Raw genomic sequence first — 25,967 nt, forward strand, 5'->3', positions numbered from 1 at the left:
GCAGGTGGTTGATGGGACCCTGCCGCAATGGGGCGGTGTGGTCTGAATAAATCAGGGGAAGAAAAATGTCAGACTACAGCGATTTGGACAAAAAGCAGGACATGAGTGTCTTGCACTCGATGGGCTATGCCCAGGAGCTCGAGCGGCGCATGAGCCAGTTCTCGAACTTCGCGGTGTCGTTCTCGATCATCTGCATTCTCTCCGGCGGCATCAATTCGCTCGCCCAGGCGACAGCCGGCGCAGGGGGCGCCGCGATCGGCATCGGCTGGCCGCTTGGCTGCTTCATTTCCTTGGTCTTTGCGGTCGCCATGGCGCAGATCAGCTCGGCCTATCCGACGGCCGGCGGCCTCTACCACTGGGGTTCGATCCTTGGTAACCGCTTTACCGGCTGGGTGACCGCCTGGTTCAACCTGCTCGGTCTCGTCACCGTTCTCGGCGCGATCAACGTCGGCACCTATTACTTCTTCATGGGTTCCTTCGGCACGCCCTATTTCGCGCTGGAGGACACAACCACTACCCGCATCGTCTTCCTGGCGATCATCACCGGCGCACAGGCGCTCGTGAACCACATGGGCATCGGGCTCACCGCCAAGCTCACCGATTTCTCCGGCTACCTGATCTTCGCAACTGCGATCCTGCTTGCCGTCGTTTGCCTCGCGGCCGCCGACAGCTACGACATCGCAAGGCTCTTCACCTTCTCCAACTATTCCGGTGAAGCCGGCGGCAACGTCTGGCCGCAGACGTCGGGCACCTGGGTGTTCCTGCTCGGCCTTCTGCTGCCGATCTACACGATCACCGGCTACGACGCTTCTGCCCACACCTCGGAAGAAACCGTCAAGGCGGCGGAATCCGTGCCGCGCGGTATGGTTTCTTCCGTGCTCTGGTCGGCGCTCTTCGGCTACATCATGCTGTGCGCCTTCGTGCTGATGATCCCGAACATGGACGAAGCTGCCAAGCAGGGCTGGAACGTGTTCTTCTGGGCGATGGACGCCCAAGTCAACCCGGTCATAAAGGACATCCTCTATCTCGCCATCCTCGTCAGCCAGTGGCTGTGCGGCCTGGCGACGGTGACCTCGGTATCACGCATGATCTTCGCCTTCTCGCGTGACGGCGGTCTGCCGGCCTCCAGGGCGCTCGCCAAGGTCAGCCCGACCCACCGGTCGCCGGTTGCGGCGATCTGGACCGGCTCGATCCTCTCGGTCCTGTTCGTCTGGGGCTCGTCGCTCGTGTCGATCGGCGAAACGCCGGTTTATACGATCGTCGTCTCGTGCACGGTCATCTTCCTGTTCTTCTCCTTCGCGATCCCGATCACGCTCGGCCTTTTCGCCTGGGGAACCTCGAAGTGGGATAAAATGGGCCCGTGGAACCTGGGCGAGGCGATGTTCAAGCTCTTCGCGGTTCTGTCGATCATCGCCATGGTGCTGATCTTCGTTCTCGGTATCCAACCGCCGAACGACTGGGCGCTCTACATCACCGTGGGCTTCCTGGTGCTGACGGCTCTGATCTGGTTCGGCTTCGAAACCCGCCGCTTCCGCGGCCCGCCGATCGGCGACGAAGTGGCGCGCCGCCAGGCCGAGATTGCCGCTGCCGAAAAGGCCGTCGGCGAAGTCTGAACACCAACAAAATGGGCGGGAGCGCGACCGCGACTTCCGCCTTTTCTTTTCCGGAGCTTGTCCGGTTACTTGAACGGATCACGTCCACGCGGCCCAAAAATATCGTGACCCAAGGGAACGGCCGCGTGACCAAACATGGGATGGAAGTTGATGAGCTATACGTTTGATGAGTTGAAGGAAGACGTCGCCGCCGGGCGCATCGATACGGTTCTCGCCTGCCAGGTCGACATGCAGGGCCGGCTGATGGGCAAGCGCTTCCACGCGCAGTTCTTCGTCGACGGCGCCTGGAAGGAAACGCATAGCTGCAACTATCTGCTTGCGACCGACATGGAGATGGAGACCGTTCCCGGCTACAAGGCGACGAGCTGGGAGAAGGGCTACGGCGACTATACGATGAAGCCGGACCTTTCGACACTTCGCCGCATTCCCTGGCTCGAAGGCACGGCGCTCGTGCTTTGCGACATGCTCGACCATCACACCCACGAGGAAGTGCCGCACTCGCCGCGCGCGATCCTGAAGAAGCAGGTGGCGCGGCTCGAGAAGATGGGGCTCAAGGCCTACATGGCGAGCGAGCTCGAATTCTTCCTGTTCGACCAGTCCTACGACGATGCCCGCCAATCCGGCTATCGCGACCTGCAACTCGTCAGCGGCTACAACGAGGACTACCACATCTTCCAGACGACCAAGGAAGAGGATGTGATGCGGGCGATCCGCAACGGCCTGCAGGGCGCCGGCATCCCGGTCGAAAATTCCAAGGGCGAGGCGTCGGCCGGGCAGGAAGAGATCAACGTGCGTTATGCCGACGCGCTGACGATGGCCGATCGGCACGCGATCATCAAGAATGGCTGCAAGGAGATCGCCTGGTCGCGCGGCAAGGCCATCACCTTCCTCGCCAAGTGGAATTATTCGGCCGCCGGCTCCTCCTCGCATATCCACCAGTCGCTCTGGAGTGCCGACGGCAAGACCTCGAAATTCTTCGACGAGAGCGGCAAATACGGCATGTCGGAGATGATGCGCCACTATGTGGCGGGGCTGCTGACCCATGCGAGCGAGATCACCTATTTCCTTGCGCCCTACATCAACTCCTACAAGCGCTTCATGGCCGGCACCTTCGCGCCGACCAAGGCGGTCTGGAGCAAGGATAACCGCACCGCCGGCTATCGCCTTTGCGGCGAGGACACCAAGGCGATCCGCATCGAATGCCGCGTCGGCGGCTCCGATCTCAATCCCTATCTCGCCTTCGCGGCTTTGATCGCGGCCGGCATTTCCGGTATCGAGAACAAGATGGAACTGGAAGCGCCCTTCGTCGGCGACGCCTATGGCGGCAAGGACGTGCGCGAGATCCCGCGCACGCTGAGAGACGCGACCGCAGCGCTCAGCGAATCCAAGATGCTGCGCGCCGCCTTTGGTGACGAGGTCATCGAGCATTACGCGCGGGCCGGGCGCTGGGAGCAGGAAGAATACGACCGCCGCGTCACCGATTGGGAGGTCGCACGCGGTTTCGAACGGGCCTGATCCTGGTCCCTATCTCTCACACGGTGGCCGATCCTGGCAGGGTCGGCCACCGCATCATTCGCAATGAAAGCAGGAAAACGATCATGAGCATGATCAAGTGCATTTCGCCCGTGAACGGCGAAGTCTACGCGGAACGCCCGGCGATGCCGCTGGAGCTGGCAAAACAGGTGGTTTCCCGCGCCCGCCAGGCGCAGAAGGCCTGGGCGCGCCGTCCGCTCGACGAGCGCGTCAACCTGGTGCTATCAGGTGTCGCCCGCCTCAATGAAATGGTCGACGAGGTGGTGCCGGAGCTTGCCTGGCAGATGGGCCGGCCGGTGCGCTACGGCGGCGAGTTCAAAGGCTTCAACGAGCGCTCGAACTATGTCGCGACGATCGCCGCCGATGCGCTGAAGCCGCTGGTGATCGAGGAAAGCGACCGCTTCGAGCGCCGCATCGCCCGCGAGCCGCATGGCGTCGTCTTCGTCGTCGCGCCGTGGAACTATCCTTACATGACCGCGATCAACACGGTCGCCCCGGCGCTGATGGCCGGCAATACCGTCATCATCAAACATGCGAGCCAGACGATCCTCGTCGGCGAGCGCATGGTGCGCGCCTTCGTCGAGGCCGGCGTTCCCGCCGACGTCTTCCAGAACATCTTCCTCGACCATGAGACATCAGCGGCGCTGATTGCTGCCAAGAGCTTCGATTTCGTCAACTTCACCGGCTCGGTCGAGGGCGGACGGTCGATCGAGCGCGCGGCTGCCGGCACCTTCACCGGTCTCGGCCTCGAACTCGGCGGCAAGGATCCGGGCTACGTCATGGAAGACGCCGACCTCGATGCGGCCGTCGACACGCTGATGGATGGCGCCACTTACAATTCCGGCCAGTGCTGCTGCGGCATCGAGCGCATCTACGTGCATGAAAAGCTCTATGACACCTTCGTCGAGAAGTCGGTCGCCTGGGTTTCCAATTACAAGCTCGGCAATCCGCTCGATCCGGAAACGACGCTCGGGCCGATGGCAAACAAGCGCTTTGCCGCGACCGTGCGCGAGCAGATCGCCGATGCGGTTGCCAAGGGCGCCAAGGCGCTGATCGATCCGAAACTGTTCCCGCAGGACGATGGCGGCGCCTATCTCGCGCCGCAGATCCTTACCAATGTCGATCACTCCATGGCCTTCATGCGCGAAGAGACCTTTGGTCCGGCCGTCGGCATCATGAAGGTGAAGAGCGACAGCCAGGCGATCGAGCTGATGAACGACTCGCAATATGGCCTCACCGCATCGCTCTGGACCAAGGATGCCGAGCGCGCCGCGCGCATCGGCGCCGACATCGAGACCGGCACGGTGTTCATGAACCGCGCCGACTATCTCGACCCGGCGCTTTGCTGGACCGGCGTCAAGGAAACGGGCCGTGGCGGCTCGCTCTCGGTCATCGGCTTCCAGAACCTTACGCGTCCGAAATCCTACCATCTGAAGAAAGTCACCGCATGACCATCACCGCCAACTGGAGCTATCCGACCGCCATCAAGTTTGGTGCCGGCCGGATCAAGGAGCTTGCCGACCATTGCAAGGCGGCGGGCATGAAGAAACCGCTGCTGATCACCGACCGGGGCCTCGCGCCGATGGCGATCACCCAGAACGCGCTCGATATCCTGAGCGCCGCCGGTCTCGGCCGGGCGATCTTCGCCGATGTCGATCCGAACCCGAATGACGTCAACCTTGAAGCCGGCGTCAAGGCCTTCAAGGATGGCGGTCATGATGGCGTCGTCGCCTTCGGCGGCGGCTCGGGCCTCGATCTCGGCAAGTGCGTCGCCTTCATGGCCGGGCAGAGCCGCCCGGTCTGGGACTTTGAGGACATCGGCGACTGGTGGACACGCGCGAGCGTCGAAGGCATTGCGCCGATCGTCGCCGTGCCGACCACGGCCGGCACCGGGTCGGAAGTCGGCCGCGCCAGCGTCATCACCAATTCGGCAAGCCACGTAAAGAAGGTGATCTTCCACCCGAAGTTCCTGCCGGCAGTGACAATCTGCGACCCGGAACTGACGGTCGGCATGCCGAAGGTGATCACCGCCGGCACCGGCATGGACGCCTTCGCCCATTGCCTGGAAGCCTATTCCTCGCCCTTCTACCATCCGATGTCGGCCGGCATCGCGCTCGAAGGCATGCGGTTGGTGAAAGAGTATCTGCCGCGCGCCTACAAGGACGGCACGGACATTGAGGCCCGCGCCAACATGATGAGTGCGGCTGCCATGGGTGCCGTCGCCTTCCAGAAGGGCCTCGGCGCCATTCACTCGCTGTCGCATCCGGTCGGCGCGATCTACAACACCCACCACGGCATGACCAATGCGGTGGTGATGCCGCCGGTGCTGCGCTTCAACCGCCCGGCGATTGAGGACAAGATCGTGCGCGCCGCCGCCTATCTCGGCATTTCCGGCGGTTTCGACGGTTTCTACGACTACGTGCTGAAGCTGCGCGAGGAACTCGGCGTTCCGGATAAGCTGTCGGCACTCGGCGTCGGGACCGACCGCATCGACGAGATGTCGGAGATGGCGATCGTCGACCCGACGGCGGGCGGCAACCCGGTCGAACTGACGCTGGATGCCGCGAAGAAACTCTTCCGCGAGTGCATCTGACATAGTGTTGCTGGCGCCTCGCCCGGGTGAGGCGCCAGATCTCCCTTAGTTTAGAGGGGTCGAGAATACCACTTGCCATTGCAGCCGATTTGTCACCTAATTGTCACGGAACTGTCACGATTTGGTTCGCTGGAAGCGCGGCCTTCACAGTTCGTTTACCGCGATCTGAAACGCTTCCATTAGGGTGTGCGTATGTTTCGGCCCGGAACCAAGGGCCGCGGTGAGTTAGGGTCGAGCAATGGCGATTATGTCCCTCGCGAATGCGAAGGGGGGAGCTGGCAAGACGACGGCAGCGTTGTTGCTCGCCAGCGAGCTTGCCCGGCGCGGCGACCGGGTTGCGGTTCTCGATTGCGACCAACTCGCCTGCATGACCGACTGGTTTAGGCACGGTCGAAGCGACAGCAATCTCTCCGTCATCTCCGGTGTCACCACGACGACCCTTAGCGACCACCTCAGACGGCTGCGAGGTTGCGTCGAGCATGTGGTCATCGACCTCTCGGGAGCGGCCGACGTGCTGGTTGCGCTTGCGATCGGTCTTTCGGACCTGACGCTGATCCCGGTTCAGGGCTGCGTCATGGATGCGCGCGGCGCCACGCAGGTGCTCGAACTGATCCGCTATATCGAGAACAATGCGCACGCCAATATCAACCATGCGGTGCTGTTGACACGGGTCAACGCCATCGTGACGACGCGGGCGATGCGCAAGGTCAAGCTGATGCTGGCCGAATGCAAGATCCGCCTCGTCGATACGCCGCTGGTAGAACGCACGGCTTTTCGCGAACTGTTCGAGCAGGGCGATACGCTCTATTCGCTCGATGCTGCCAGGGTCAGTAATCTGGCAAAGGCCCAGGCCAATGCACGCGCCTTTGCCGATGACGTGCTGAGGCTGCTCAACCCGGCCGGAGAAACGATGCGGCACGGTCCGTTCTCATCGATGTGCTACCGCTCGGAGCGGGCGCCGGACCCGGTCGCACTGCCGGCCTGAGAGCCGGAACCTCTGCTCCTTTTCATCTTCATTGCGGCGTACCGCCGGTCTTCCGGCCGCGTGACTGTCAGGTTTCACGTAGCCGCGTTACCAATTCGTTAACCATGATCTGAAAGGTTTCGTTAAGAGGCGAACCACCGGCCATGGCCGGGTTCGGCGCGGAACACGCACAGAATGAGGAATATCATGGCGGTCATCACTTTCGCCAATGCAAAGGGCGGCGCGGGCAAGACGACGGCGGCGCTGATCCTGTCGACGGAGCTGGCAAGGCAAGGACATCGTGTCGTGGTTCTCGATGCCGATCCGCAGCGCTGGATCACGAGCTGGTCCGAAGCTTCCGGCCACATCGCCAACCTCACGGTGATCTCGCATATCACGCCCGGCTCGCTCGAATGTCATATTCGCGAGATGAAGGATGAGGCGGATTACATCGTCATCGATCTCGCGGGCGCGAAAGACCAGATTGTCGCACTGGCGCTGGCCATTTCCGATCAGGTGCTGATCCCGGTGCAGGGTTGCGCCATGGATGCGCGCGGCGCTGCGCAGATTCTCGAACTCATCCGCCAGATCGAGGATCGGTCCAAGCAACGCATCAACCATTCGGTCGTGCTCACCCGCGTCAATTCGCTCGTCACCACGCGCGCGCTGCAGACGATCAAAGCCATGCTCGCCGAGCGCGGCGTTTCGGTGCTCGACACGCCGATCGTCGAGCGTGCCGCCTATCGCGAGATTTTCGACTGCGGCGGCACGCTGCAGACGATGGATCCGGCCCGTGTCAGCAACCTCGACAAGGCGCGCGAAAACGCCTTCGCATTGGCAAAAGAAGTGCAGGCGCTGTTGCCGGTCAAGGCGCGCCGTTCCTGGGCCGCACGCATGCCGTCCTGGGCGTCGCGCAACGCCGCCTGATCTTTTCCTCGAATTGTTCCCTTTCAACCGGAATTGACGTTCGTCAGTTCCGGTTGAATCCTGTTTCAGCCTTCGCGAAATAGCTGTCGTCCGTAAGGCTTCTTTTACCCTGTGCTTCTAACAGTGGCCAAGGACACAGCTTGCCCCGCGATATCAGCAATCGGGCAATCGGCCGCCATGACTGCGGCCATGATCTCAGACGCCTACAGCGCCGCGCGTCTTATCAGACGCGCAAAGGTCGCTGTAGCACTTTGAAGTGCTGCATGTTTTTGTCCCTTAATCGAATACGATTAAAGGAAACATGCAGTGCGCCGTCGATCCTGTCTCCATGATCCACAACAGCGCCGCGCGTCTTATCGGGCGCGCCAAGGTCGTTGTATCACTTTGAACTGCTGCATGTTTTTGTCCTCAAATCGAATGCGATTTACGGGGACGTGCAGTAGAGCATGCAAGGAAGCTCGCGCATGAAAACGGAACACACCGCTGCCGGTACGCAGGATGTTGCCGGTCGTCTGAATTTCATGGCGCTCGACGATGCCGCCAGAACGAGCCTCAAGGCGCTGAAGCCGATCCTTGAAAAGGAGCTGAAGCCGGCGCTCGACAAGTTCTATGGCAAGGTGAAGGCGACGCCTGAGACGAAGCGCTTCTTTTCGTCCGACAGCCATATTGATCGTGCCAAGGGCGCGCAGGTCGGCCACTGGGCAAACATCGCCGACGCCAACTTCAATGAAGACTACAGCGCCAAGGTCCGCACCATCGGCCAGGTCCACGCGCGCATCGGCCTCGAGCCCCGTTGGTACATCGGCGGCTATGCGCTGATCGCCGAACATCTGATTACCGAAATCGTTAGGGCGTACTGGCCGAAGGCCGGTCTGTTTTCGCGCCAGACCACCTCGGCCGAAGACATGGGCGCGATGCTGTCGAGCCTCGTCAAGGGCGTCTTCCTCGATATGGATCTGTCGATCTCCGTCTACATGGATGCGTCCGATGTCACCAAGCAGCGCGCCGTCCAGGAAGAAGTGCTGGCGGCCGAGCGCGCGCTGATCAGCAAGACATTCGGCGCCGCCTTGAAGAAGATCGCCGACGGCGATCTGACAGCGCGCATCGGCGCCGATCTGCCGGTCGCCTATCAGGAGCTTGGCGAAAACTTCAACCACGCGATCGGCGAACTCTCTCGTGCCATCGGCGGCATCGAGGCCGGCGCCAGCCAGATCCATACGAGTGCCAAGGAAATCGCCGCGGCCGCCGACGATCTGGCCAAGCGCACGGAGCGGCAGGCCGCCAATCTCGAGGAGACGGCGGCAGCCGTCGAGCAGGTGACGCGCACGGTCAAGCAGACGGCCGAAGGCGCCAACCAGGCGAATTCGACGGTGATCGCGGCGCGCGCCAATGCCGAACAGAGCGGCGAGATCGTCAGCCACGCGATCGAGGTGATGCAGGAGATCCAGACGTCGTCTGCCAGCATCGCCCGGATCGTCGACGTGATCGACGAGATCGCCTTCCAGACCAACCTGCTGGCGCTGAACGCCGGTATCGAAGCGGCGCGGGCCGGCGAGGCGGGCAGGGGCTTTGCCGTTGTTGCGTCGGAAGTCCGCGCGCTCGCACAGCGCTGTGCCGACGCAGCGAAGGATATCCAGGGGCTGATCGCCAAGTCACGCGGCCAGGTGGACGATGGGGTGAACTCGGTCAACCAGGTGGCCCAGTCGCTGCAGCAGATCGTGGCGCAGGTGGTCGAAGTCAGCTCCGTCTTCGGCGCCATCCGCGCCAGCACCGCCGAACAGGCAACCGGCCTGCAGGAGGTCAACACCGCGATCACCCAGATGGACCAGATCACCCAGCAGAATGCCGCGATGGTCGAACAGGCCAACGCCGCAAGCCAGGCGCTGACGGGCGAGGCCGAGCACATCGCCATGCGCCTGCGCGCCTTCCGGACCTCTGCGCAGGTACAGGTCAGTGCTGGTTCGGGTTACCGCGCGGCGGCGTGATCGTGCATTCCGTCTTGAAAGACGACGCCTCGGGTCAGGCATGATCCGGGGCGTTTATTTGTAGGACTGGGCGGCCTGCGTTTTCGCCAGCGAGATCAAGCAGGAACGTAGGTCAACCTCACCACATCCTCGCCAATCGGATCGTGAGCTACGAGACGGAGCGGCGGTCGGGGGCCGGCGAAATAGGGATTGCCGCGACCGAGCACGACCGGGTGCAGGTAGATCCGGTACTCGTCGATCAGGCCAAGCTCGGTGAGGCTGTGCGCGAGGACCGGGCCAGCCACCTCGATCTCGCCGTCGTGCTCGGCCTTCAGCTTGCGCACCGCGGCCGCTAGATCACCGTCGACGAGCCGGGCATTGGGGCCCACAGAGGTCAGGGAGCGCGAAACGACCCATTTCGGCTGCTTCCGCCACGCCGTCGCGAAGGCCCGTTCGTCTTCATCCCATTCAGGATGCTCGTCGTCCCAGTAGCGCATGATCTCATAGATACGGCGACCGTATAGGCTGCCCGCCTGCCGCTCGGCCTCCTCGATGAAGTGGCGAAAGAGCGTCGGGCTTGGCGCAAACTCCATGTGATCGACGTAACCGTCCAGCGACTGGTTCATTCCGAACACGAGCTTTGCCATGGGCCAATTCCTTGTCTCGAATGGCACGTTCGCACCGATCTGATTGCGATGTGCAATCGGTGTAAGTTAGATCTACTGATGCTATTTTGCAATCGGTTTTGGGTTTCGCATGAGCCCGCGCGCTAGCGAACAGCCGCGAGAACTCCAGCCGACCGGCTGACGGCGCGGAGATGGCCGGTCTGCCGGGACCGTCCACTCAGGGGGCGCGGAGCTTCCAGGATGACGGAAAAGGAAGTGGAGGTGGCGGACCGGCATGACCGGTCAGCCTATCCGCCAAGCAGCGTTCAGAAGCGCCGGTCGATGAAGTGTTTGGCCTGGGCGCCGGCGTGGTAGAAGGCCGACTTCACGGTGCGCCAGGTGTCGGGCGTGACGGGCGTTTCCGCAAGTGGGATCGCCGAGGTCTCGCCGGTGACATGGTTGGCGAGTGCGCGGCCGAAGACGGTGCCCGGGGCGATGCCGCGGCCGTTGTAGCCGCTGACGGAGACGACGTTGGGCGCAAGTGTGTGCATGGCCGGCAGGTTGTTGGTGGTCATGCCGATGCGGCCGTCCCACCAGTATTCAAAGCGGAAGTCGCCGATATAGGGGAAGAGCTTGCGCAGCGAGCGGGCGGCAAAGGCGCGGTGCGTGCCTTCGGCGATCGCGTCGAGCCTGCCGATCGAGCCGAAGATCAGCCGGTCCTGCTGGTCCATGCGGAACGACGTCATGACGAGGCCGGTGTCCCAGGTGCCCTGGCGTTCCGGCAGGATACGGCCCGCGACCGCATCGGGCAGCGGATTGGTGGCGAACTGGAAATAGGGCAGGATCGTTAGTTCCTGCGTATGCGCCTGCCACGGGCTTTCGGCGAAGAGGCCGCCATAGGCGTTGGTGGCAAGGATCACCTGCTTGGCGCGGATGACGCTGTTGCCTGCCTTCAGCACCCAGGTCTCGCCCTGGCGTTCGGCGCCTGTCAGCGGCGTGTCGGTGTAGATCTCGGCACCGGCGGCAAGGGCTGCGCGTGCCAAGCCGCGGGCATAGGCGAGCGGCTGGATGGTGCCGGCGCGGCGATCGAGCAGGGCGCCGGAAAAGCCTTCGGCGCCGGTGAGCGCATGCGCCCGCTCGGCGGAGAGCGCCTCTACCGGGGCGCCGCGCTTCTGCCATTGCGCTTCGCGATCCCTGATTTCCGTGACACCTTCGCTACCGACGGCCATGTGCAGCGTGCCGTTGCGCACCGCCTCGCAGGCGATGCCGTGTTTTTTGACCAGGGCATAGACCATCGACGGGCCATCGCCGAGCTCGGTGAGCAGGCGGTTGCCGGCGGCCGGACCGAGGGTCGAGATGAGATCGTCGGGCTTCACCCACATGCCGGCATTGACGAGGCCGACATTGCGGCCGGAGCCGCCGAAGCCGATCATCTTCGCCTCGATCACCGTTGCCTTGATCCCTTTTTCGGCGAGGTGCAGGGCTGCCGATAGGCCGGTGAAGCCGCCGCCGACGATCGCGACATCGGTCGTCAGGTCGCGGCTGAGCGGCCTGGTTTCGGGCGCGGCCGGTGCCGTCGCATGCCAGAGGTTGGGCAGGGTGCGCTCCGTCGCCATCGCGGCAATCCTTCAAGTGCGGCCGGACGTCCGGCTATAGGTCAGGGTTCTCTCGGTGATAGCCGATTGCGGGGAAAATTCTCATGACAATGTTTCATGAAGTCATGATGCAAGGCCGGCGCGAGAGGCATCGGGGCGCTGTGCGATGGGGGGTGATGAGAAAAACCGCAGCTGGGTCGTCGGCAGCTGCGGTCTTGTAAATGTATACGTCTGAAAAATCTTTGCCGAAACGTCGTCTCGCTTCGGCGATACATCTTTAAAAACGTGCCTGTCGTGGATGGTCAATCAGGCAACGCCATCTTCTATGCCGTTTGGCGGAAGTCACTCACCCAATTGGGGGAAATGGTGCAAAAAAGCTTTCGGCAGCGGCGGTTGGCCTACAGCGCCGAGCGTCTTATCAAGACGCGCAAAGGTCGCTGTAGCGCTTTGAACTGCTGCATGTTTTTGTCCTTCAATCGGCTAAGATTAAAGGAAACATGCAGTAGCCGAACGCAATGGCGTCAATCGACGAATTCGACGGTCACGCCGGGGCTGACCATTTTGGCGAGCTCGGTCGCATCCCAGTTGGTGAGGCGCACGCAGCCGTGGCTCTGGGTCTTGCCGATCTTGGAGGGTTCCGGCGTGCCGTGAATGCCGTAGGTCGGCTTCGAGAGCGCGATCCAGACGGTGCCGACCGGGCCGTTCGGGCCGGGCTGCAACGTGAGGATCTTGTCGTTGTTGCCCTGCCTGAAGTTGATCTTCGGGTTGTAGGTGTAGCCGGGATTGAGCGCGATGCGCTCGACATTGACGGTGCCCGAAGGCGATGGCGTGTCGGACGAGCCGATCGTTGCCGGATAGGCGGCGATCAGCTTGCCGGTGTCGTCATAGGCGAGCACCTGCTTGCGCGCCTTGTCGGCGAGGATGCGGGCGACCTTGCCGGCCTTGTTCGCACCCGGATTGATCACCTTGATGATGGTGCCCGGGATGGTGAAGTCGACGCCCGGGTTCAGCTCGCGCAGATAGGCTTCGTCCATGTGGAACTTTTCGCCGAGCATTTCCGTCGTCGAGGTGAAGGACATATGCGGCAGCATCGCCTTGTGCGCGTAGTCCTCCGGGATCGACGCGACATAGGGGCCGGCAGCGTCGGCAGCCGTGATCGTATAGCTGGTGATCGGCATGCCGCCGCTCATGCGCAGCCGCTCGAGGATGTCCTCGGTGTTGTTGGGGTCGAGCGTCTCGCCGGTCGACTGCTGCCAGGCCTCGATCGCCTTGGTCACGTTCGAGCCCATCTTACCGTCGATCACGCCGGGCGAAAAACCTTCTCGGTCGAGGAAAACCTGCAGGGCGGTGATCTCGGCGCGCGACTTGCTCTTGACCGTCATTGCCGGCGGCATCGACTGGCGCATGGGCTGGGTGTCGTTCGGATCGATCGCGGCTTCTTCAGTGCCGTCGATCAGGCCCGGAAGGCTGTTCGGCAGCTCGTTGCCATCGGTGGATGGCGGCACCACGTCGCGGTAGTCGGGGATGGAACCGGTGACTTCGCCAGGCTCGGAATAGCCGTAGCCGCGCTCGGTGTCGCGATTGCGGCGGTTCGAATAGATGTCGACGTCGCCCTCGCGGCGATAGCCGCCATAGCCATCCTGGCGGCCGCGATTGGGCACGACGGTCGCCACCACATTGCCCCAGCTATCGATCAGCAGCGTGCGCCCGCGGCTGTCGCGCATGGTCTGCACCTCATCGGCGCGCGGCACGTAGTCGAGAATTTCGCCATCGGGCGTGACCAGCATGACGTCGTCGCCATAGCGATTTCTGCCGCGATAGTCCTGCGCGAAAGCGGCCGTCAAATCCACGGCGAGAAAGCCGGCTGCGGCGAGAAGCGAGAGGCCGATGCGGGTCGCTGACGTCACGTGAGAACCTGTCTTCATTGTAGCGAATGTGGCGCGGTACATTTGGATTTCGACGTTAATGTGAAAAAAATGAATTCATCATGAACAAGCGGTTAAATTCTATCTAGGCGGAGCAGACTTCGGCTTCAACCAATGAAATGTGGCTCTCCTCAGATATCATCGCTTTGTGATTGCAGTGATTCTACGGCCGATTTGAGGAAGAGGACATGCTGAGAACGCTCGAAGAACCTGCGGACGGCCAAGAGAATCATGTGCTGTTCGATCGTCTTTCCGCGCTCGACATCGCCGCCTTCGTCGTCGATGGCGTCGACCTGTCGCCGGGTGCCGCGATCCCCTCTGACGGCGATATCAGGATCGACCGGGCGCTTGCCGGATTTCTCTTCACCTGCGGCCCCGAGCATATCCGCCATCCTGAGCCGATCGAGGGCGGCGCGCGCTACCCGCTGCATGGGTCGCTTGCCGGGACTGCGGTCAGCCACACGCAGATGGCGAGCGATGGAGCCGAGTGCACGGCGACGATCGAGGTGGCGCTAGCCGATGGCGGGCAGGCGCGGATCGAGCGGCGGTGGCGGATCGATGCGGGGCGGCACGAAGTCGTGCTCGAGGATCGCGTCGTCAACGTGGGGACCTCGGCCTTTCCGCCGATGATGATGTATCACGTCAACATCGCCGGCAGGCTGCTCGGGCCGGTCACCCGTATCCTCAGCGCTTCGCTTGCAGACGGGGAGAGCATCTGGCGCTTCGGCAATGGCGAGAGTGCGCATTTTTGCCTGCCAGCGGCCATCGGTCTCGACGGCTGGTCGGATGTCACCCTCGCAGGCCTTGCCGGGCTCGGTGGGCGCAATCTCCAGGTGCGGTTCCGCATCGACACGCTGCCCTTCCTGCAGATGTGGCGCTGTCAGCGCGGCGAGGCGGATGTGATCAGCATCGAGCCGGTGTCGCACCGCATCGCCAAGCGTCCGGAGCTGGCGGCGGCCGGAGAGTTGATCCCGCTCCTGCCGGGTGAGGCACGGAGCTACGCGATCGCCTTCTCAGTTGCCTGATCTGGCATCTGGAACACGCGGCTTTTGAATTGACGCGGGGAAGGGCTGCGCCTACATCAGAGGCCACCACATTTCCTGAGGAAGACGACCATGGACATCCGCCAGATCAACGACGAATACTCGGTCTCCGGCCAGATCACCGTCGAGGATCTCGACCAGATCAAAGCGCTCGGCTTCAAGTCCATCGTCTGCCACCGCCCGGATTTCGAGGCGCCGGATCAGCCGACCTTCGATTCGATCGCTGCCCGCGCCGAAGAGCTCGGCATCGAAACCAAGCACATCCCCGTCGGCCCGATGGGCGTGACGGCAGACGCGGTAACGAGCATGGTCGATGCGCTCGACGAGTTCCAGCGCCCGATGCTCGGCTATTGCCGCTCCGGCGCGCGCTCGACGGCCGTCTACCAGCAGACCCAGCATATCCGCGGCTGAGCCAGGCTCCAGTTCTATAGATCGCGCTCGGCCGCGTTCGTGTGATCGAACGACGGAGGATCGGCATGGCCGAAGCGCATCTGATTTCGCGTGAGCAATGGGCGGATGAGCCCGAGGTCTGGAAGGGCGAATTCGAGGGCGGCGCCTTTGGCGCCGGACTCTCGGTGATCTTCGTTTCCACGGACGAGATCGGCTACGGGCCGAAGCTGCACCGCCATCCCTATCCCGAGACCTTCATCGTACGCGTCGGCCGGGCGCGCTTCACCGTCGGCGATCGCACGATCGACGCCGAAGCCGGCCAGATCGTCGTGGCGCCGGCCAACGTGCCGCACAAGTTCGAGAATCTCGGGCCGGGGCGCTTGGAGACGACCGACCTGCATGCGGCCGGTACGTTCTCGACGGAATGGCTGGAGTAGGCGGCTCGGGTCGCAGGATAGGGTCGGTTGCAGGCGTGGCTATTTCCCGCGCCGCCGACGCGGCGCTGCTGGATTCCTGTGACAAGCACAGGAATGAGGGAATGCCAGGAGATGCTGCCGCATAGTTATGCCTGGTTTCCACGGAGGCTGACTACGTCGGATGACCGGGGTGCTAGGTCCCAACGCCCTCATTCCTGTGCTTGTCACAGGAATCCAGCCACGGCGCGTCCGCGCCGTGATTGAACCTTCGCCAACAAGACCCGATCAGCCGTTCCTGATATCCGTCAACGTGCGCGTCGGCGTGATCGCTTCGGGATCGAGCTTGATCTCGATGATTGCCGGCTTGCCGCTGGCGCGCGCCCTGAGGAACGCGTCGGCGAACTCTTCCGTCTTCTCGACCGTTTCGCCGTGGCCGCCATAGGCGCGGGCGAGCGCCGCGAAATCCGGATTGGTGAGGTCGGTGGCGCTGACGCGGCCGGGATATTCACGCTCCTGGTGCATGCGGATCGTGCCGTAGATGCCGTTGTTGACGACAACGGTGATGATCGGCAGGCGGTAGCGCACGGCGGTCGCGAATTCCTGGCCGTGCATCAGGAAGCAGCCATCGCCGGCAAAGCAGATGACTTCGCGATCCGGATGCAACTGCTTGGCGGCAACGGCGGCCGGCAGGCCGTAACCCATGGAGCCGGAGGCGGGTGCGGCCTGCGTCGCAAAGCGACGGAAGCGGTGGAACCGATGCACCCAGGTGGCATAGTTGCCGGCGCCGTTGGTGAAGATGGTATCCTGAGGCGTGTTCGCCTCGATCCAGTTCATGATCGGGCCCATCTGCACCGCACCTGGACCGGTCTCCGGCGGCGTCGACCATTTGAGATAGGCCGCGTGCATGATTTCCGTGCGCTCGGACCAGACGGGTTCGCCTGCGGGCGCAAGGCCCTCGAGGGCGGCGACGAAGTCGTTCGGGCTTGCGGCGATCGCCAGCTCCGACCGGTAGACGCGGCCGAGCTCGGAACTATCGGGATACACATGCACCAGCGTCTGGCGCGGGTAGGGGCTATCCATGAGCGTGTAGCCGGAGGACGGCATTTCCGAGAAGCGGCCGCCGAGAAGCAGCACGAGATCGGCCTCCTTGATCTCCTTGGCGAGTGCCGGGTTGATGCCGATGCCGACATCGCCGGCATACATTGGATGCAGGTGATCGAAGAGCATCTGGCGGCGGAAGGAGCAACCGACGGGCAGCTTCCAGCGCTCGGCGAAGCGCTGGAAATCCGCGACGCTTTCCGCGGTCCAGCGGGTGCCGCCGATAATGGCGATCGGCCGCTTGGCGGCGGCAAGCATTTCGCCGAGCCGCTTTACCTGCGCCGGGCCCGGATGGCCTTCGACCGGCTGGTAGGCCTTGGCGGCCGGCGCCTCGGCGCTGCGGGTCAGCATGTCTTCGGGCAGCGTCAGCACGACCGGGCCGGGGCGGCCGGACGTGGCGACGGCGAAGGCGCGGGTGACGAATTCCGGAATGCGGGCAGGATCGTCGATCTCGCCGACCCACTTGGCCACTTCGGTGAAGGCGCGGCGGTATTCGATCTCCTGGAAGGCTTCGCGCTCGCGGGCCTCGCTCTGCACCTGGCCGATGAAGAGGATCATCGGGATCGAGTCCTGCCGTGCGACATGGAGACCCGCCGACGCGTTGGTCGCGCCGGGGCCGCGGGTCACCATGCAGATGCCGGGCTCACCCGTCAGCCGGCCCCAGGCATCCGCCATCATTGCGGCGCCGCCTTCCTGGCGGCAGACGAGCACGTCGATGTCGGTGTCGTAAAGCGCGTCCAGCACAGCCAGGTAGCTCTCCCCCGGCACGCAAGCGATGCGTTTCACGCCATTGGCGACGAGTGCGTCGACGACGAGCTGGCCTCCAGTTTTCATGATCTTCCTCCCGATGGTCTTTCTTTTGTAGTCTGATTGTTGTTGTCAGATGGCTGGCGACACCGGAGCGACGCTCGTGTCCTTGTGTATGCGGCGCTCGCGCCAGATGATGTAGAGGCCGGAGCCGATGATGATGGCGATGCCGAGCCACTTCAGTGCATCAGGCAGATCGCCGAAGACGAGCCAGCCGAAGATCGTCGCCGAGACGATTTCCAGATATTGCAGCGGTGCCAGCACCGACGCCGGGGCCGCACGATAGGCGTAGACGCCGAGCACGCCGGAGATGGTGGCGGTGACGCCGACGCCGAGCAGATAGTACCAGGTGTAGCCCTGCGGCCAGACCGGATCGAAGATGCCGGAACCGGTGCCTTCGCCGAAATAGAGAAGCACGAGGCAGAAGAGCCCGCCCCAGATGCCGGCATGAAATTGCATCGACCAGGGGTCCTCGTTCTGCGCGACCATGCGGGTGACGAGCAGGAACACGGCAAGGCCGAAGGCGGCGACAACAGGCAGAAGCGCGATCCAACCGACCTCCTGCATGCTCGGCTGGATGACGAGCAGCGCGCCGAAGAAGCCGACGCCGCAGGCGGTGTAACGCCGCCAGCCGATGGTCTCTTTCAGGAAGATGCTGCCGAGGATCGTCAGGATGATCGGCTCGACGAAGAAGATCGCAATTGCGTCGGCAACCTCCATCACCTTCAGCGTGGTGATGAAGGAGAGCATCGTCACGACCAGGAGGCCGCCGCGCAACGCATGCAGACCCGTCTTGCGCCAGGTGAGATCAAAGAGGCTGCCGCGGAAGAGCACGATCGGCAGGATGAAGACGACCTGAAGCAGGAAGCGGACGGCGGTGATTTCGGCCGAAGGGACGGTCGCAATCGCCAGCTTGGCGAAGATGTCGATCAGCGGCGACAGGAGCACCGAGATCACCATCAGCGTCAGCCCGAAGGAGATGCGGTTGTGGTCCGTGGCGATCTTTTGAAGGGACATGTCGGCCATGATATTTCCGGTCAGCGCCTGCCTGCGACGGCGCCCAAGCACCAGGCGGCAAAGTCCGCCGTCGCCTGTTCCCGGCCGAGTTCGTTGAGGGTCTCGTGGCGCATGCCGTCATAAACGGTGACGGTAACGTTGGTCAGACCGGCCGCTTTCATCTTGGCGCCGAGCCAGCGAATGGCATTGCCCATCTCGGTTGACGGGTCGGCGCTGCCGCCGACGAGATGAATGGGCAGGTCCTTGCGGAGCCGCGTCAGCCGGTCGGGCCGGGCGCCGCCGAAGGATAGCCGGAAAAGGTCGAGCCAGAGCGAGACGGTCGCATCGAAACCGCAGAGCGGGTCGGCCGCGTATTTCGCGACCTCGGCATCGTCGCGCGAGAGCCAGTCGAGATCGGTCTTGCGATCCTTGATCGCGCCGCCCCACATGCCGAAGGTAAGCTTGGTCAGGAGCGGGCTCGGCACATCCGAACCCTTCAGCGCCTTCTCGATTTTCAGGATCATCTGGCCGCCGCGGCCGGCGAGGCCGGGACGGAAATTGGAGTTCCAGACGGCGAGCGCATCATAGAGGCCGGGATCAGCCTCGGCTGCGTTCAGCGCAATCAGCCCGCCCATGGAATGGCCGAAGAGGATGACGGGAAGACCCGGATGGGCGGCGGTCGCGATTTCGCGCACAGCCCGGATATCGGCGAAGATCTTGTCGAGGCCGTCGCGGCTCGAAAACATGCCGAGCGGGGCGTCGGGCGCGCGCGTCTCGCCATGGCCGCGATGGTCGTGGGCATAGACCTGGAAGCCATGCGCGGCCATCGCTTCGGCAAAGCGGGCGTAGCGGCCGGAATGTTCGGCAAGGCCGTGGCTGATGAGGAGGATGCCGCGCGCATGAGCGGTCGCGGGGAAATGGCGCCAGCTCAAGGTGGCTCCGGTCGGGCTCTGATGTGTCTTCACCTGCCCGAACACGATTTCCCCCGGCAACAACGACAGACCAATTCGATATCAAATCGATTTGCAAGGCAAAGGCAATCGCCGCTTGTTGCTCGTTGCGCATGAGGTCACACGCGAATGTGCGCTCATCTTAATTAAGAGTTGCAATTTTCCCGTTTTGAGCGATATTCGTTCCTGTTTTGTTTCCGCAGGAGGATATCATGGTTAGTTTCTGTAAGGCGATATCGGGTCCGATGGCAGGACTGCTGGCGGCGTTGGCGCTGTTCCTTGCGCCGGCCGCCTTTGCTGCCGGCGAGGAAATGTCGGATCAAGGGGGTTCCGAAGGCGCGACCAGCCGCACGGAATATGTGCTGGCGGTGAGCTGGCAGCCGGGCTTCTGCGAAACGCGGCCGCAACGCAAGGAATGCGAAAGCCAGACCGCAGAGCGTTTCGACGCCACCAATCTCTCGCTGCATGGCCTCTGGCCCCTGCGCAAAAGCTATTGCGGGGTAACGGCCGAGGTGCGCGCGAAGGATCGCAAGGGCAGTTGGCTTGAACTGCCGAAACTCGCCATGGCAGACGACACGGCGGCGCGGCTGCTGATCGCCATGCCCGGCGTGCAATCCGGCCTCGACCGGCACCAGTGGCTGCGCAGCGGCACCTGCCAGAGCGACTCGGTCGACGACTATTTCTCGGCGCAGCTGCGCATGCTGGAGGAGCTCAACCGCTCGGCGGTCGGCGCGCTGTTCCGTCAGCGCATCGGCTCCGAACTCGACGAGGCGACGATCAAGCAAGCCTTCGACCAGAGTTTTGGCACTGGCGCCGGCGACCGGGTGCGCATGCGATGCCAGACGGTTCAGGGGCGCAGCATCATCACCGGGCTGACGATCGGGCTGACCGGCGACGTCATGAAGGCGTCCAGCCTCGCGCCGCTGATCCAGGCGGCCGGGCCGACCGAGTTCAAATGCGCCAAGGGTATTGCCGATACGGCCGGGCGAAGCTGAGCCGCTTCGCAGGCACTGTTCTTCGGCAGCGAATGTGCTGGAGGCGCAGGGTTGCCGCATGGGATAGGTGGGGGGACAAGCCGAGGCGAATGCCTTTGCTCATTGCCCCCTTCCTATAATTCGCCTACATAGCGGGCAAATTTCCTTTCCCTGCGGAGCATTCCCTTATGGCACGTCAGTTTATCTATCATATGGCCGGACTTAATAAGTCCTACGGCGCGAAGAAGGTTCTCGAGAACGTTCATCTGTCGTTCTACCCGGACGCCAAGATCGGTATCCTCGGCCCGAACGGCGCCGGTAAGTCGACGGTTCTGCGCATCATGGCCGGCCTCGACAAGGAATTCACCGGCGAAGCCTGGGTAGCCGAGGGTGCCACCGTCGGCTATCTGCCGCAGGAGCCGCAGCTTGATCCGACGAAGACGGTGCTTGAGAACGCAATGGAAGGCGTTGCCAAGAAGACCGCGATCGTCGAGCGCTACAACGAACTGATGATGAACTATTCCGACGAGACGGCGGAAGAGGGCGCCAAGCTCCAGGACATCATCGACAGCCAGAACCTCTGGGATCTCGAAAGCCAGGTCGAGATGGCCATGGAAGCGCTGCGCTGCCCGCCGGGTGATGCCGACGTCACCAGCCTTTCCGGCGGTGAAAAGCGCCGTGTGGCTCTCTGCAAGCTGCTGCTCTCGCAGCCGGACCTCTTGCTGCTCGACGAACCGACCAACCATCTCGACGCCGAGACCATCGCCTGGCTCGAAAAGCACCTGCGCGAATATCCCGGCGCCGTGCTGATGATCACCCACGACCGCTACTTCCTCGACAACGTCACCGGCTGGATCCTCGAGCTCGACCGTGGCCGCAGCATTCCCTACGAAGGCAACTACTCGGCCTACCTCGTCGCCAAGGCCAAGCGCATGCAGCAGGAAGGCCGTGAAGAGGCCTCCCGCCAGAAGGCGATCGCCCGCGAACAGGAGTGGATCGCATCGAGCCCCAAGGCCCGCCAGGCCAAGTCCAAGGCGCGTATCCGCTCCTATGACGAACTGGTCAACGCGGCGGAAAACCAGCGTCCGGGCGACGCGCAGATCATCATCCCGGTCGGCGAACGTCTCGGCCAGGTGGTCATCGAGATGGAGGGCGTCACCAAGGGCTACGGCGATCGCCTGCTGATCGACGGCCTGTCGCTCAAGCTGCCGCCGGGCGGCATCGTCGGCATCATCGGCGCGAACGGCGCCGGCAAGACGACGCTCTTCCGCATGATCACCGGCCAGGAGCAGGTCGACAGCGGCTCGATCCGCATCGGCGACACCGTGCATCTCGGTTATGTCGACCAGAGCCGCGATGCGCTCGACGGCAACAAGACCGTGTGGGAAGAAATCTCCGGCGGTGCCGAAGTCATCAAGCTCGGCAAGTACGAGATGAACTCGCGCGCCTATTGCTCGACCTTCAACTTCAAGGGCGGCGACCAGCAGCAGAAGGTCGGCAACCTCTCGGGTGGTCAGCGCAACCGCGTTCACCTCGCCAAGATGCTGAAGGCCGGCGGCAACGTGCTGCTGCTCGACGAACCGACCAACGACCTCGATACCGAGACGCTCGCAGCACTCGAAGTCGCGCTCGAAAACTTCGCCGGCTGCGCCGTTATCATCAGCCACGACCGCATGTTCCTCGACCGCCTGGCAACGCACATCCTCGCCTTTGAAGGCGACAGCCAGGTCGAATGGTTCGAAGGCAACTTCGAAGACTACGAGAAGGACAAGATCCGCCGCCTCGGCCCGGACTCGGTCAACCCGAAGCGCGTCACCTACAAGCGCCTGACGCGCTGATCAGAGCCAAGGCGCCGCATTTCCTTGCGGCGCCCAGTGCATCGCGGCAGCGCCGCGAACGCTGGAACTGAAAGTCTATTGTACGGGAACGGGCGAAGCGCAGGCTCCGCCCGTTTTCCTTTGCATGCCCTGTTCCGCAAGCGTCATTGTTTGGCCTCTCCGCGCAAATCCGCTTGCACCGACCTCGCAAATCACATAAACATATCTTTATGTGTTGATGGGGATCGCGATGGCTGTTCAGAAAGAACTGGGTCTGGATGCGCTGGTGGACGTGCTGAAGGCGGCAGGAGAGCCGACCCGCATGCGTCTCGTCGCCTTGCTTGCCGCCGGCGACCTCACCGTTACCGATCTTACCGAAATTCTCGGGCAATCGCAGCCGCGTATTTCGCGGCACCTGAAGCTGCTTGCCGAAGTCGAGCTCATCGACCGTTATCAGGAAGGCGCCTGGGCCTATTTCCGTCTCAGGCAGGAGGGTGCCCGTGTTGGGCTCGTGCGGGCCATGCTGGCGCCGGCGTCCGCTGACGACGCGGTGCTTTCGCGCGATGCGGCGCGGCTGACCACCCTGAAGAAGGCGAGGGCCGAGAAGGCGCAGGCCTATTTCAGCCGCAACGCCGCCGGCTGGGACGAGCTTCGCCGCCTGCATGTCAGCGAGCGCGATGTCGAGGCGAAGCTGCGCGAGATGGTCGGCGACGAACCGGTCGAGAGCCTGCTCGATCTCGGAACCGGCACCGGGCGCATCCTGCAGCTCTTCGAAGGGCTCTATCGTCGCGGCGTCGGCGTTGATGCCAGCCGCGACATGCTGGCCGTGGCGCGCTCCAATCTCGAACGCGCCGGCATTACCAAGGCGTCAATCCGCCACGGCGATATCTTCAACCTGCCGCTCGACGGGCACGCCTTCGATCTCGTCACCATTCACCAGGTGCTGCATTTCCTCGACGAGCCGGAGGCGGCGATTGCGGAAGCTGCACGCATGCTGATGCCGGGCGGTCGTCTTGTCATCATCGACTTTGCGCCGCACGGGCTCGAGCATCTGCGCGACGAACACGCCCATGCGCGCCTTGGCTTCTCGCATCAGGTAATCTCCGATTGGCTCGCCAAGGCCGGCCTGGTGCTCGAAAAGACCACGGACCTTTCGCCGGAAGGGGCCGAGGAAGAAAAGCTGACGGTGACGATCTGGCTGGCGCGCGACCGGCGCGCCGTGAATGAGAATGAAACGCCGCGGCCGCGCGTCCATGCAGGGGGAGTTTGAGAATGACGGCACAGACGCTTTATCCGGCCGAGCGTGGCAATCTGAGGCTCTCCTTCGAGTACTTCCCCCCCAAGACCGACGAAATGGAAGTGCAACTCTTCCAGACGGCGGGAGATCTTTCCATCTTCGGTCCTGCCTTCGTGACGGTTACCTACGGCGCAGGCGGCTCGACCAAGGCGCGCTCGCTGACGACCGTGCGGCGGATGGTCGAGGAGAAGGGCTTTGCCAATACGGCCGCGCACCTGACCTGCGTCGGCGCACCGAAGGCGGAAGTCGATGCGGTCATCGATGAGTACATCGATTATGGCGTCCGCCATTTCGTGGCGCTGCGCGGCGACCCGCAGGGCGGCATCGGCAGCGCCTATCAGCCGCATCCGGACGGCTATGCGAGCAGCACCGACCTGGTGCGGGCGATCCGCGCGCGGGGCGACGATATCGAGATTTCCGTCTCCTCCTATCCGGAGAAGCATCCGGAGAGCCCTGACGTGGCCGCCGATATCGACATGCTGAAGCGCAAGGTCGATGCCGGAGCCAACCGGGCACTGACCCAGTTCTTTTTCGACAACAACGATTTCGAGCGCTATCTCGAACGGGTGCGCCGCGCCGGTATCAACATTCCGATCGTGCCGGGCATCCTGCCGATCAACAATCTGGCGCAGGTGCAGAAGTTTGCCGGCCTCTGTGGCGCGAGCGTGCCGGAGGCGATCGTCACCCGGCTCGTGCATCTGGAAGACCAGCCGGTCGAGCGTTTCAAGGAGGCGACCCATATCGCTGCCGAGCAGATCGTCGATCTCGCCCGACGCGGTGTTCGCGACTTCCACCTCTACACAATGAACCGTTCGCCGCTGGTGACCGCGGTCCTGGATCTCGTCGGTTTCGAGCAGGTGGCGCTCGAGGCGAACAATGCTCTCGACGAAGCGCCACGGACGAGGGCGGCGGGCGCCGCCGCCTGAACCCAGGATCCGAACCCGATTTCCCGGGCGGAAATACCATCAAAAAGAAAGCGCCTGAAGATCGATCTTCAGGCGCTTTCTTGTTTGTCGCAGCGATTAGACCCTTTGCTCTCTTGGCGGTCTAGTTTGCTTGGTGCTGCAAAATGGATTTCCGGAAATTTAAGTCCCTATTCGGTTTGGACTCTCAGCAGCCGCTCATCAGATGAAGAGCATCGTGGCCACGAATACGAACGCTGCACTGATCATGAGGACATTCAGCGAATGTGTAAGGCCCATGGATGACCCTCCCTGCGTTAACGCGTTAAAACATAGGGCGAAATCACGATGTGTTAAAGCGAAACTTGTGCTGCAGTGCGAAATCCGTGAGGGGGAGCGGCCTTATTCACAGGGCTATAATATTGAGATATTTATCTTTTTCAGGCTGCCACATTTTTTTCACAATCGCTTCCGCAAGGTTAATATAAACGTTTGTAACCGTGCGTGAGCGTTTCAGAAGGGCACGAATTCGGCGGTTCGATTCCCCGTTCAGACGGCACGTTTGAGCCGCAGAATGCGGCCGTCGAGCACGGCGAGCCCAAGGGCGATCAGCGCCATTCCGCCGACATCGGCCGCCTGCAGGGTTTCGCCGAGGAAGAGATAGCCGAGCAGGATCGCGCTTGGCGGCACCAGCAGGGTGACGAGCGAAGCGTTGGTGGCGCCGGCCTCCGCCATGATCCGGAAAAAGAGAATGTATCCATAGGCGGTCGAGACGAACGCGAGGCCGAGGATGGCAAGCGTTGCTTCCATTGGCGGCATCGGCAAGGTCCAGGGCGCATCCGTGAAGGCCGCAACGGGCAGCATCATCAGCGTCGAAGCGGTGAGCTGGCCGGCGGCCGTCACCGGCGGTGCAAGATTTCGGAAGCGCTTGCCGTAGGTTGCCGCAAGGCCATAGCTGACGGCGGCCAGCACCGGAAGGACGAGCGCCCAGAGCGGAACGCCGCTCGTCGTACCGAACAGGCCGGCAACCGCACTCGGCCCGATCAGCACCACGGTACCGGCAAGGCCGAGCAGGCAGCCGGCGATCTTGGCAGAACTCAGCTTCTCGTCCTCGGTCGCCATGTTGGCGATAATGACGGTCCAGACCGGCGTCGTGGCGTTGAGGATCGCCGCCAGGCCGGCGCCGATCTGGGTCTGGCCGAGGAAAATGAAGGCGTGCGGAATGGCGTTGTTGATCAGTCCCATCAGCGCAAATTCACGCCAGCGTCCGGAAAGTGCCTGATACATGCCGAAGCGGCCGCGGATATAGAGATGCAGCGCAAGTGCCGCCAGGCCCAGACGCAGCACCACCAGCGTGAATGGCGGCACATGGGCAACGGCCACGCGGGCGAAGAAGAAGGACCCGCCCCAGATGAGACCGAGCAGGGCGAGCAGCGCCCAGGTTCTGACGCTCATCTGATGGCCGTCGACTGTGGCTCGCGCATTCATGGGTGTGCCTGTCCGTGCTGATTGCATCGTCCGTCAGCCTCGCCCAGGCGGAGAATCGTGATCGTGGCGC

The 25,967-nt window shown here is 63.0% G+C and carries 21 protein-coding genes; 14 read left to right on the plus strand and 7 right to left on the minus strand.

Annotated features, from left to right (window positions below; genetic code table 11):
- Positions 1 to 65: 65 nt before the first annotated feature.
- The 7 genes from ASE60_RS23225 (at position 66) to ASE60_RS23255 (ending at position 9,615) form a co-directional block, all read left to right on the plus strand.
- Positions 66 to 1,613: an amino acid permease gene (locus ASE60_RS23225; RefSeq protein ID WP_057253390.1), complete on the plus strand. Its 1,548-nt coding sequence runs from the start codon at positions 66 to 68 to the stop codon at positions 1,611 to 1,613.
- Positions 1,614 to 1,763: 150 nt separating this feature from the next.
- Positions 1,764 to 3,128, plus strand: coding sequence for a glutamine synthetase family protein (locus ASE60_RS23230; protein WP_057253392.1), 1,365 nt, complete (start codon positions 1,764 to 1,766; stop codon positions 3,126 to 3,128).
- An 83-nt stretch (positions 3,129 to 3,211) separates the two neighbouring features.
- Positions 3,212 to 4,597 (plus strand): aldehyde dehydrogenase family protein, encoded by a 1,386-nt coding sequence (locus ASE60_RS23235; RefSeq protein ID WP_057253394.1) that lies wholly within the window; start codon positions 3,212 to 3,214, stop codon positions 4,595 to 4,597.
- Entirely contained in the window at positions 4,594 to 5,739 is a 1,146-nt protein-coding gene (locus ASE60_RS23240) for an iron-containing alcohol dehydrogenase (RefSeq protein ID WP_057253396.1), read from the plus strand. Before ASE60_RS23235 ends, ASE60_RS23240 begins: the two co-directional genes overlap by 4 nt.
- Positions 5,740 to 5,977: 238 nt before the next feature.
- Complete coding sequence (locus tag ASE60_RS23245; RefSeq protein WP_082616016.1) at positions 5,978 to 6,724, plus strand: ParA family protein; 747 nt, start codon at positions 5,978 to 5,980, stop codon at positions 6,722 to 6,724.
- Positions 6,725 to 6,910: 186 nt separating this feature from the next.
- Positions 6,911 to 7,630: a ParA family protein gene (locus ASE60_RS23250; RefSeq protein ID WP_057253398.1), complete on the plus strand. Its 720-nt coding sequence runs from the start codon at positions 6,911 to 6,913 to the stop codon at positions 7,628 to 7,630.
- A gap of 464 nt (positions 7,631 to 8,094) precedes the next feature.
- The gene (locus tag ASE60_RS23255) at positions 8,095 to 9,615 is read left to right on the plus strand and encodes a globin-coupled sensor protein (protein WP_057253400.1); all 1,521 of its coding nucleotides are present in this window, start codon (positions 8,095 to 8,097) and stop codon (positions 9,613 to 9,615) included.
- 95 nt (positions 9,616 to 9,710) lie between these two features.
- Here the strand turns inward: ASE60_RS23255 and ASE60_RS23260 are convergent, their stop codons facing one another.
- From ASE60_RS23260 to ASE60_RS23270, 3 genes are all read right to left on the minus strand, one after another.
- Positions 9,711 to 10,241 (minus strand): dihydrofolate reductase family protein, encoded by a 531-nt coding sequence (locus tag ASE60_RS23260; RefSeq protein WP_057253403.1) that lies wholly within the window; start codon positions 10,239 to 10,241, stop codon positions 9,711 to 9,713.
- A 284-nt stretch (positions 10,242 to 10,525) separates the two neighbouring features.
- Positions 10,526 to 11,815, minus strand: coding sequence for an FAD-binding oxidoreductase (locus tag ASE60_RS23265; protein WP_057253405.1), 1,290 nt, complete (start codon positions 11,813 to 11,815; stop codon positions 10,526 to 10,528).
- Positions 11,816 to 12,315: 500 nt separating this feature from the next.
- Positions 12,316 to 13,743 (minus strand): L,D-transpeptidase, encoded by a 1,428-nt coding sequence (locus ASE60_RS23270; protein ID WP_057253407.1) that lies wholly within the window; start codon positions 13,741 to 13,743, stop codon positions 12,316 to 12,318.
- A gap of 164 nt (positions 13,744 to 13,907) precedes the next feature.
- On the opposite strand from ASE60_RS23270, the gene ASE60_RS23275 reads away from it, so the two are divergent.
- From ASE60_RS23275 to ASE60_RS23285, 3 genes are all read left to right on the plus strand, one after another.
- Positions 13,908 to 14,744: a DUF4432 family protein gene (locus tag ASE60_RS23275; protein ID WP_156414708.1), complete on the plus strand. Its 837-nt coding sequence runs from the start codon at positions 13,908 to 13,910 to the stop codon at positions 14,742 to 14,744.
- 90 nt (positions 14,745 to 14,834) lie between these two features.
- Positions 14,835 to 15,173: a TIGR01244 family sulfur transferase gene (locus tag ASE60_RS23280; protein WP_057253408.1), complete on the plus strand. Its 339-nt coding sequence runs from the start codon at positions 14,835 to 14,837 to the stop codon at positions 15,171 to 15,173.
- A gap of 65 nt (positions 15,174 to 15,238) precedes the next feature.
- On the plus strand, positions 15,239 to 15,589 hold the full coding sequence (locus ASE60_RS23285; RefSeq protein ID WP_057253410.1) for a cupin domain-containing protein: 351 nt from the start codon (positions 15,239 to 15,241) through the stop codon (positions 15,587 to 15,589).
- A gap of 264 nt (positions 15,590 to 15,853) precedes the next feature.
- Here the strand turns inward: ASE60_RS23285 and ASE60_RS23290 are convergent, their stop codons facing one another.
- Genes ASE60_RS23290 through ASE60_RS23300 form a run of 3 tightly spaced genes read right to left on the minus strand, consistent with a single transcriptional unit; the run spans position 15,854 to position 19,446 of the window.
- Complete coding sequence (locus ASE60_RS23290) at positions 15,854 to 17,500, minus strand: thiamine pyrophosphate-binding protein (protein WP_057253412.1); 1,647 nt, start codon at positions 17,498 to 17,500, stop codon at positions 15,854 to 15,856.
- Between the two features lie 45 nt (positions 17,501 to 17,545).
- Complete coding sequence (locus tag ASE60_RS23295) at positions 17,546 to 18,499, minus strand: DMT family transporter (RefSeq protein WP_057253414.1); 954 nt, start codon at positions 18,497 to 18,499, stop codon at positions 17,546 to 17,548.
- An 11-nt stretch (positions 18,500 to 18,510) separates the two neighbouring features.
- Positions 18,511 to 19,446, minus strand: a complete 936-nt coding sequence (locus ASE60_RS23300) for an alpha/beta hydrolase (protein WP_057253416.1) — start codon at positions 19,444 to 19,446, stop codon at positions 18,511 to 18,513.
- Between the two features lie 185 nt (positions 19,447 to 19,631).
- Between ASE60_RS23300 and ASE60_RS23305 the strand changes: the two genes are divergently transcribed.
- The 4 genes from ASE60_RS23305 (at position 19,632) to metF (ending at position 24,433) form a co-directional block, all read left to right on the plus strand.
- Positions 19,632 to 20,414 (plus strand): ribonuclease, encoded by a 783-nt coding sequence (locus tag ASE60_RS23305; RefSeq protein ID WP_244495687.1) that lies wholly within the window; start codon positions 19,632 to 19,634, stop codon positions 20,412 to 20,414.
- Positions 20,415 to 20,581: 167 nt separating this feature from the next.
- Positions 20,582 to 22,231: an energy-dependent translational throttle protein EttA gene (gene ettA, locus ASE60_RS23310; protein WP_057253423.1), complete on the plus strand. Its 1,650-nt coding sequence runs from the start codon at positions 20,582 to 20,584 to the stop codon at positions 22,229 to 22,231.
- A gap of 229 nt (positions 22,232 to 22,460) precedes the next feature.
- Positions 22,461 to 23,480 (plus strand): metalloregulator ArsR/SmtB family transcription factor, encoded by a 1,020-nt coding sequence (locus tag ASE60_RS23315; protein WP_057254375.1) that lies wholly within the window; start codon positions 22,461 to 22,463, stop codon positions 23,478 to 23,480.
- Between the two features lie 2 nt (positions 23,481 to 23,482).
- Positions 23,483 to 24,433: a methylenetetrahydrofolate reductase [NAD(P)H] gene (gene metF / locus ASE60_RS23320; protein ID WP_057253425.1), complete on the plus strand. Its 951-nt coding sequence runs from the start codon at positions 23,483 to 23,485 to the stop codon at positions 24,431 to 24,433.
- Between the two features lie 525 nt (positions 24,434 to 24,958).
- Here the strand turns inward: metF and ASE60_RS23325 are convergent.
- Positions 24,959 to 25,897 (minus strand): DMT family transporter, encoded by a 939-nt coding sequence (locus ASE60_RS23325; RefSeq protein ID WP_057253427.1) that lies wholly within the window; start codon positions 25,895 to 25,897, stop codon positions 24,959 to 24,961.
- Positions 25,898 to 25,967 lie beyond the last annotated feature (70 nt).

Origin of the sequence: Ensifer sp. Root278, from assembly GCF_001429285.1 — a bacterium.
GTDB lineage: Bacteria > Pseudomonadota > Alphaproteobacteria > Rhizobiales > Rhizobiaceae > Ensifer.

Bases quoted from the DNA above. Each gene is read 5' to 3' on its own strand.
- ASE60_RS23225 (WP_057253390.1), top strand. From the start codon at position 66: ATGTCAGACTACAGCGATTTGGACAAAAAGCAGGACATGAGTGTCTTG.
- ASE60_RS23230 (WP_057253392.1), top strand. From the start codon at position 1,764: ATGAGCTATACGTTTGATGAGTTGAAGGAAGACGTCGCCGCCGGGCGC.
- ASE60_RS23235 (WP_057253394.1), top strand. From the start codon at position 3,212: ATGAGCATGATCAAGTGCATTTCGCCCGTGAACGGCGAAGTCTACGCG.
- ASE60_RS23240 (WP_057253396.1), top strand. From the start codon at position 4,594: ATGACCATCACCGCCAACTGGAGCTATCCGACCGCCATCAAGTTTGGT.
- ASE60_RS23245 (WP_082616016.1), top strand. From the start codon at position 5,978: ATGGCGATTATGTCCCTCGCGAATGCGAAGGGGGGAGCTGGCAAGACG.
- ASE60_RS23250 (WP_057253398.1), top strand. From the start codon at position 6,911: ATGGCGGTCATCACTTTCGCCAATGCAAAGGGCGGCGCGGGCAAGACG.
- ASE60_RS23255 (WP_057253400.1), top strand. From the start codon at position 8,095: ATGAAAACGGAACACACCGCTGCCGGTACGCAGGATGTTGCCGGTCGT.
- ASE60_RS23260 (WP_057253403.1), bottom strand. From the start codon at position 10,241: ATGGCAAAGCTCGTGTTCGGAATGAACCAGTCGCTGGACGGTTACGTC.
- ASE60_RS23265 (WP_057253405.1), bottom strand. From the start codon at position 11,815: ATGGCGACGGAGCGCACCCTGCCCAACCTCTGGCATGCGACGGCACCG.
- ASE60_RS23270 (WP_057253407.1), bottom strand. From the start codon at position 13,743: ATGTACCGCGCCACATTCGCTACAATGAAGACAGGTTCTCACGTGACG.
- ASE60_RS23275 (WP_156414708.1), top strand. From the start codon at position 13,908: ATGCTGAGAACGCTCGAAGAACCTGCGGACGGCCAAGAGAATCATGTG.
- ASE60_RS23280 (WP_057253408.1), top strand. From the start codon at position 14,835: ATGGACATCCGCCAGATCAACGACGAATACTCGGTCTCCGGCCAGATC.
- ASE60_RS23285 (WP_057253410.1), top strand. From the start codon at position 15,239: ATGGCCGAAGCGCATCTGATTTCGCGTGAGCAATGGGCGGATGAGCCC.
- ASE60_RS23290 (WP_057253412.1), bottom strand. From the start codon at position 17,500: ATGAAAACTGGAGGCCAGCTCGTCGTCGACGCACTCGTCGCCAATGGC.
- ASE60_RS23295 (WP_057253414.1), bottom strand. From the start codon at position 18,499: ATGGCCGACATGTCCCTTCAAAAGATCGCCACGGACCACAACCGCATC.
- ASE60_RS23305 (WP_244495687.1), top strand. From the start codon at position 19,632: ATGGTTAGTTTCTGTAAGGCGATATCGGGTCCGATGGCAGGACTGCTG.
- ettA (WP_057253423.1), top strand. From the start codon at position 20,582: ATGGCACGTCAGTTTATCTATCATATGGCCGGACTTAATAAGTCCTAC.
- ASE60_RS23315 (WP_057254375.1), top strand. From the start codon at position 22,461: ATGGCTGTTCAGAAAGAACTGGGTCTGGATGCGCTGGTGGACGTGCTG.
- metF (WP_057253425.1), top strand. From the start codon at position 23,483: ATGACGGCACAGACGCTTTATCCGGCCGAGCGTGGCAATCTGAGGCTC.
- ASE60_RS23325 (WP_057253427.1), bottom strand. From the start codon at position 25,897: ATGAATGCGCGAGCCACAGTCGACGGCCATCAGATGAGCGTCAGAACC.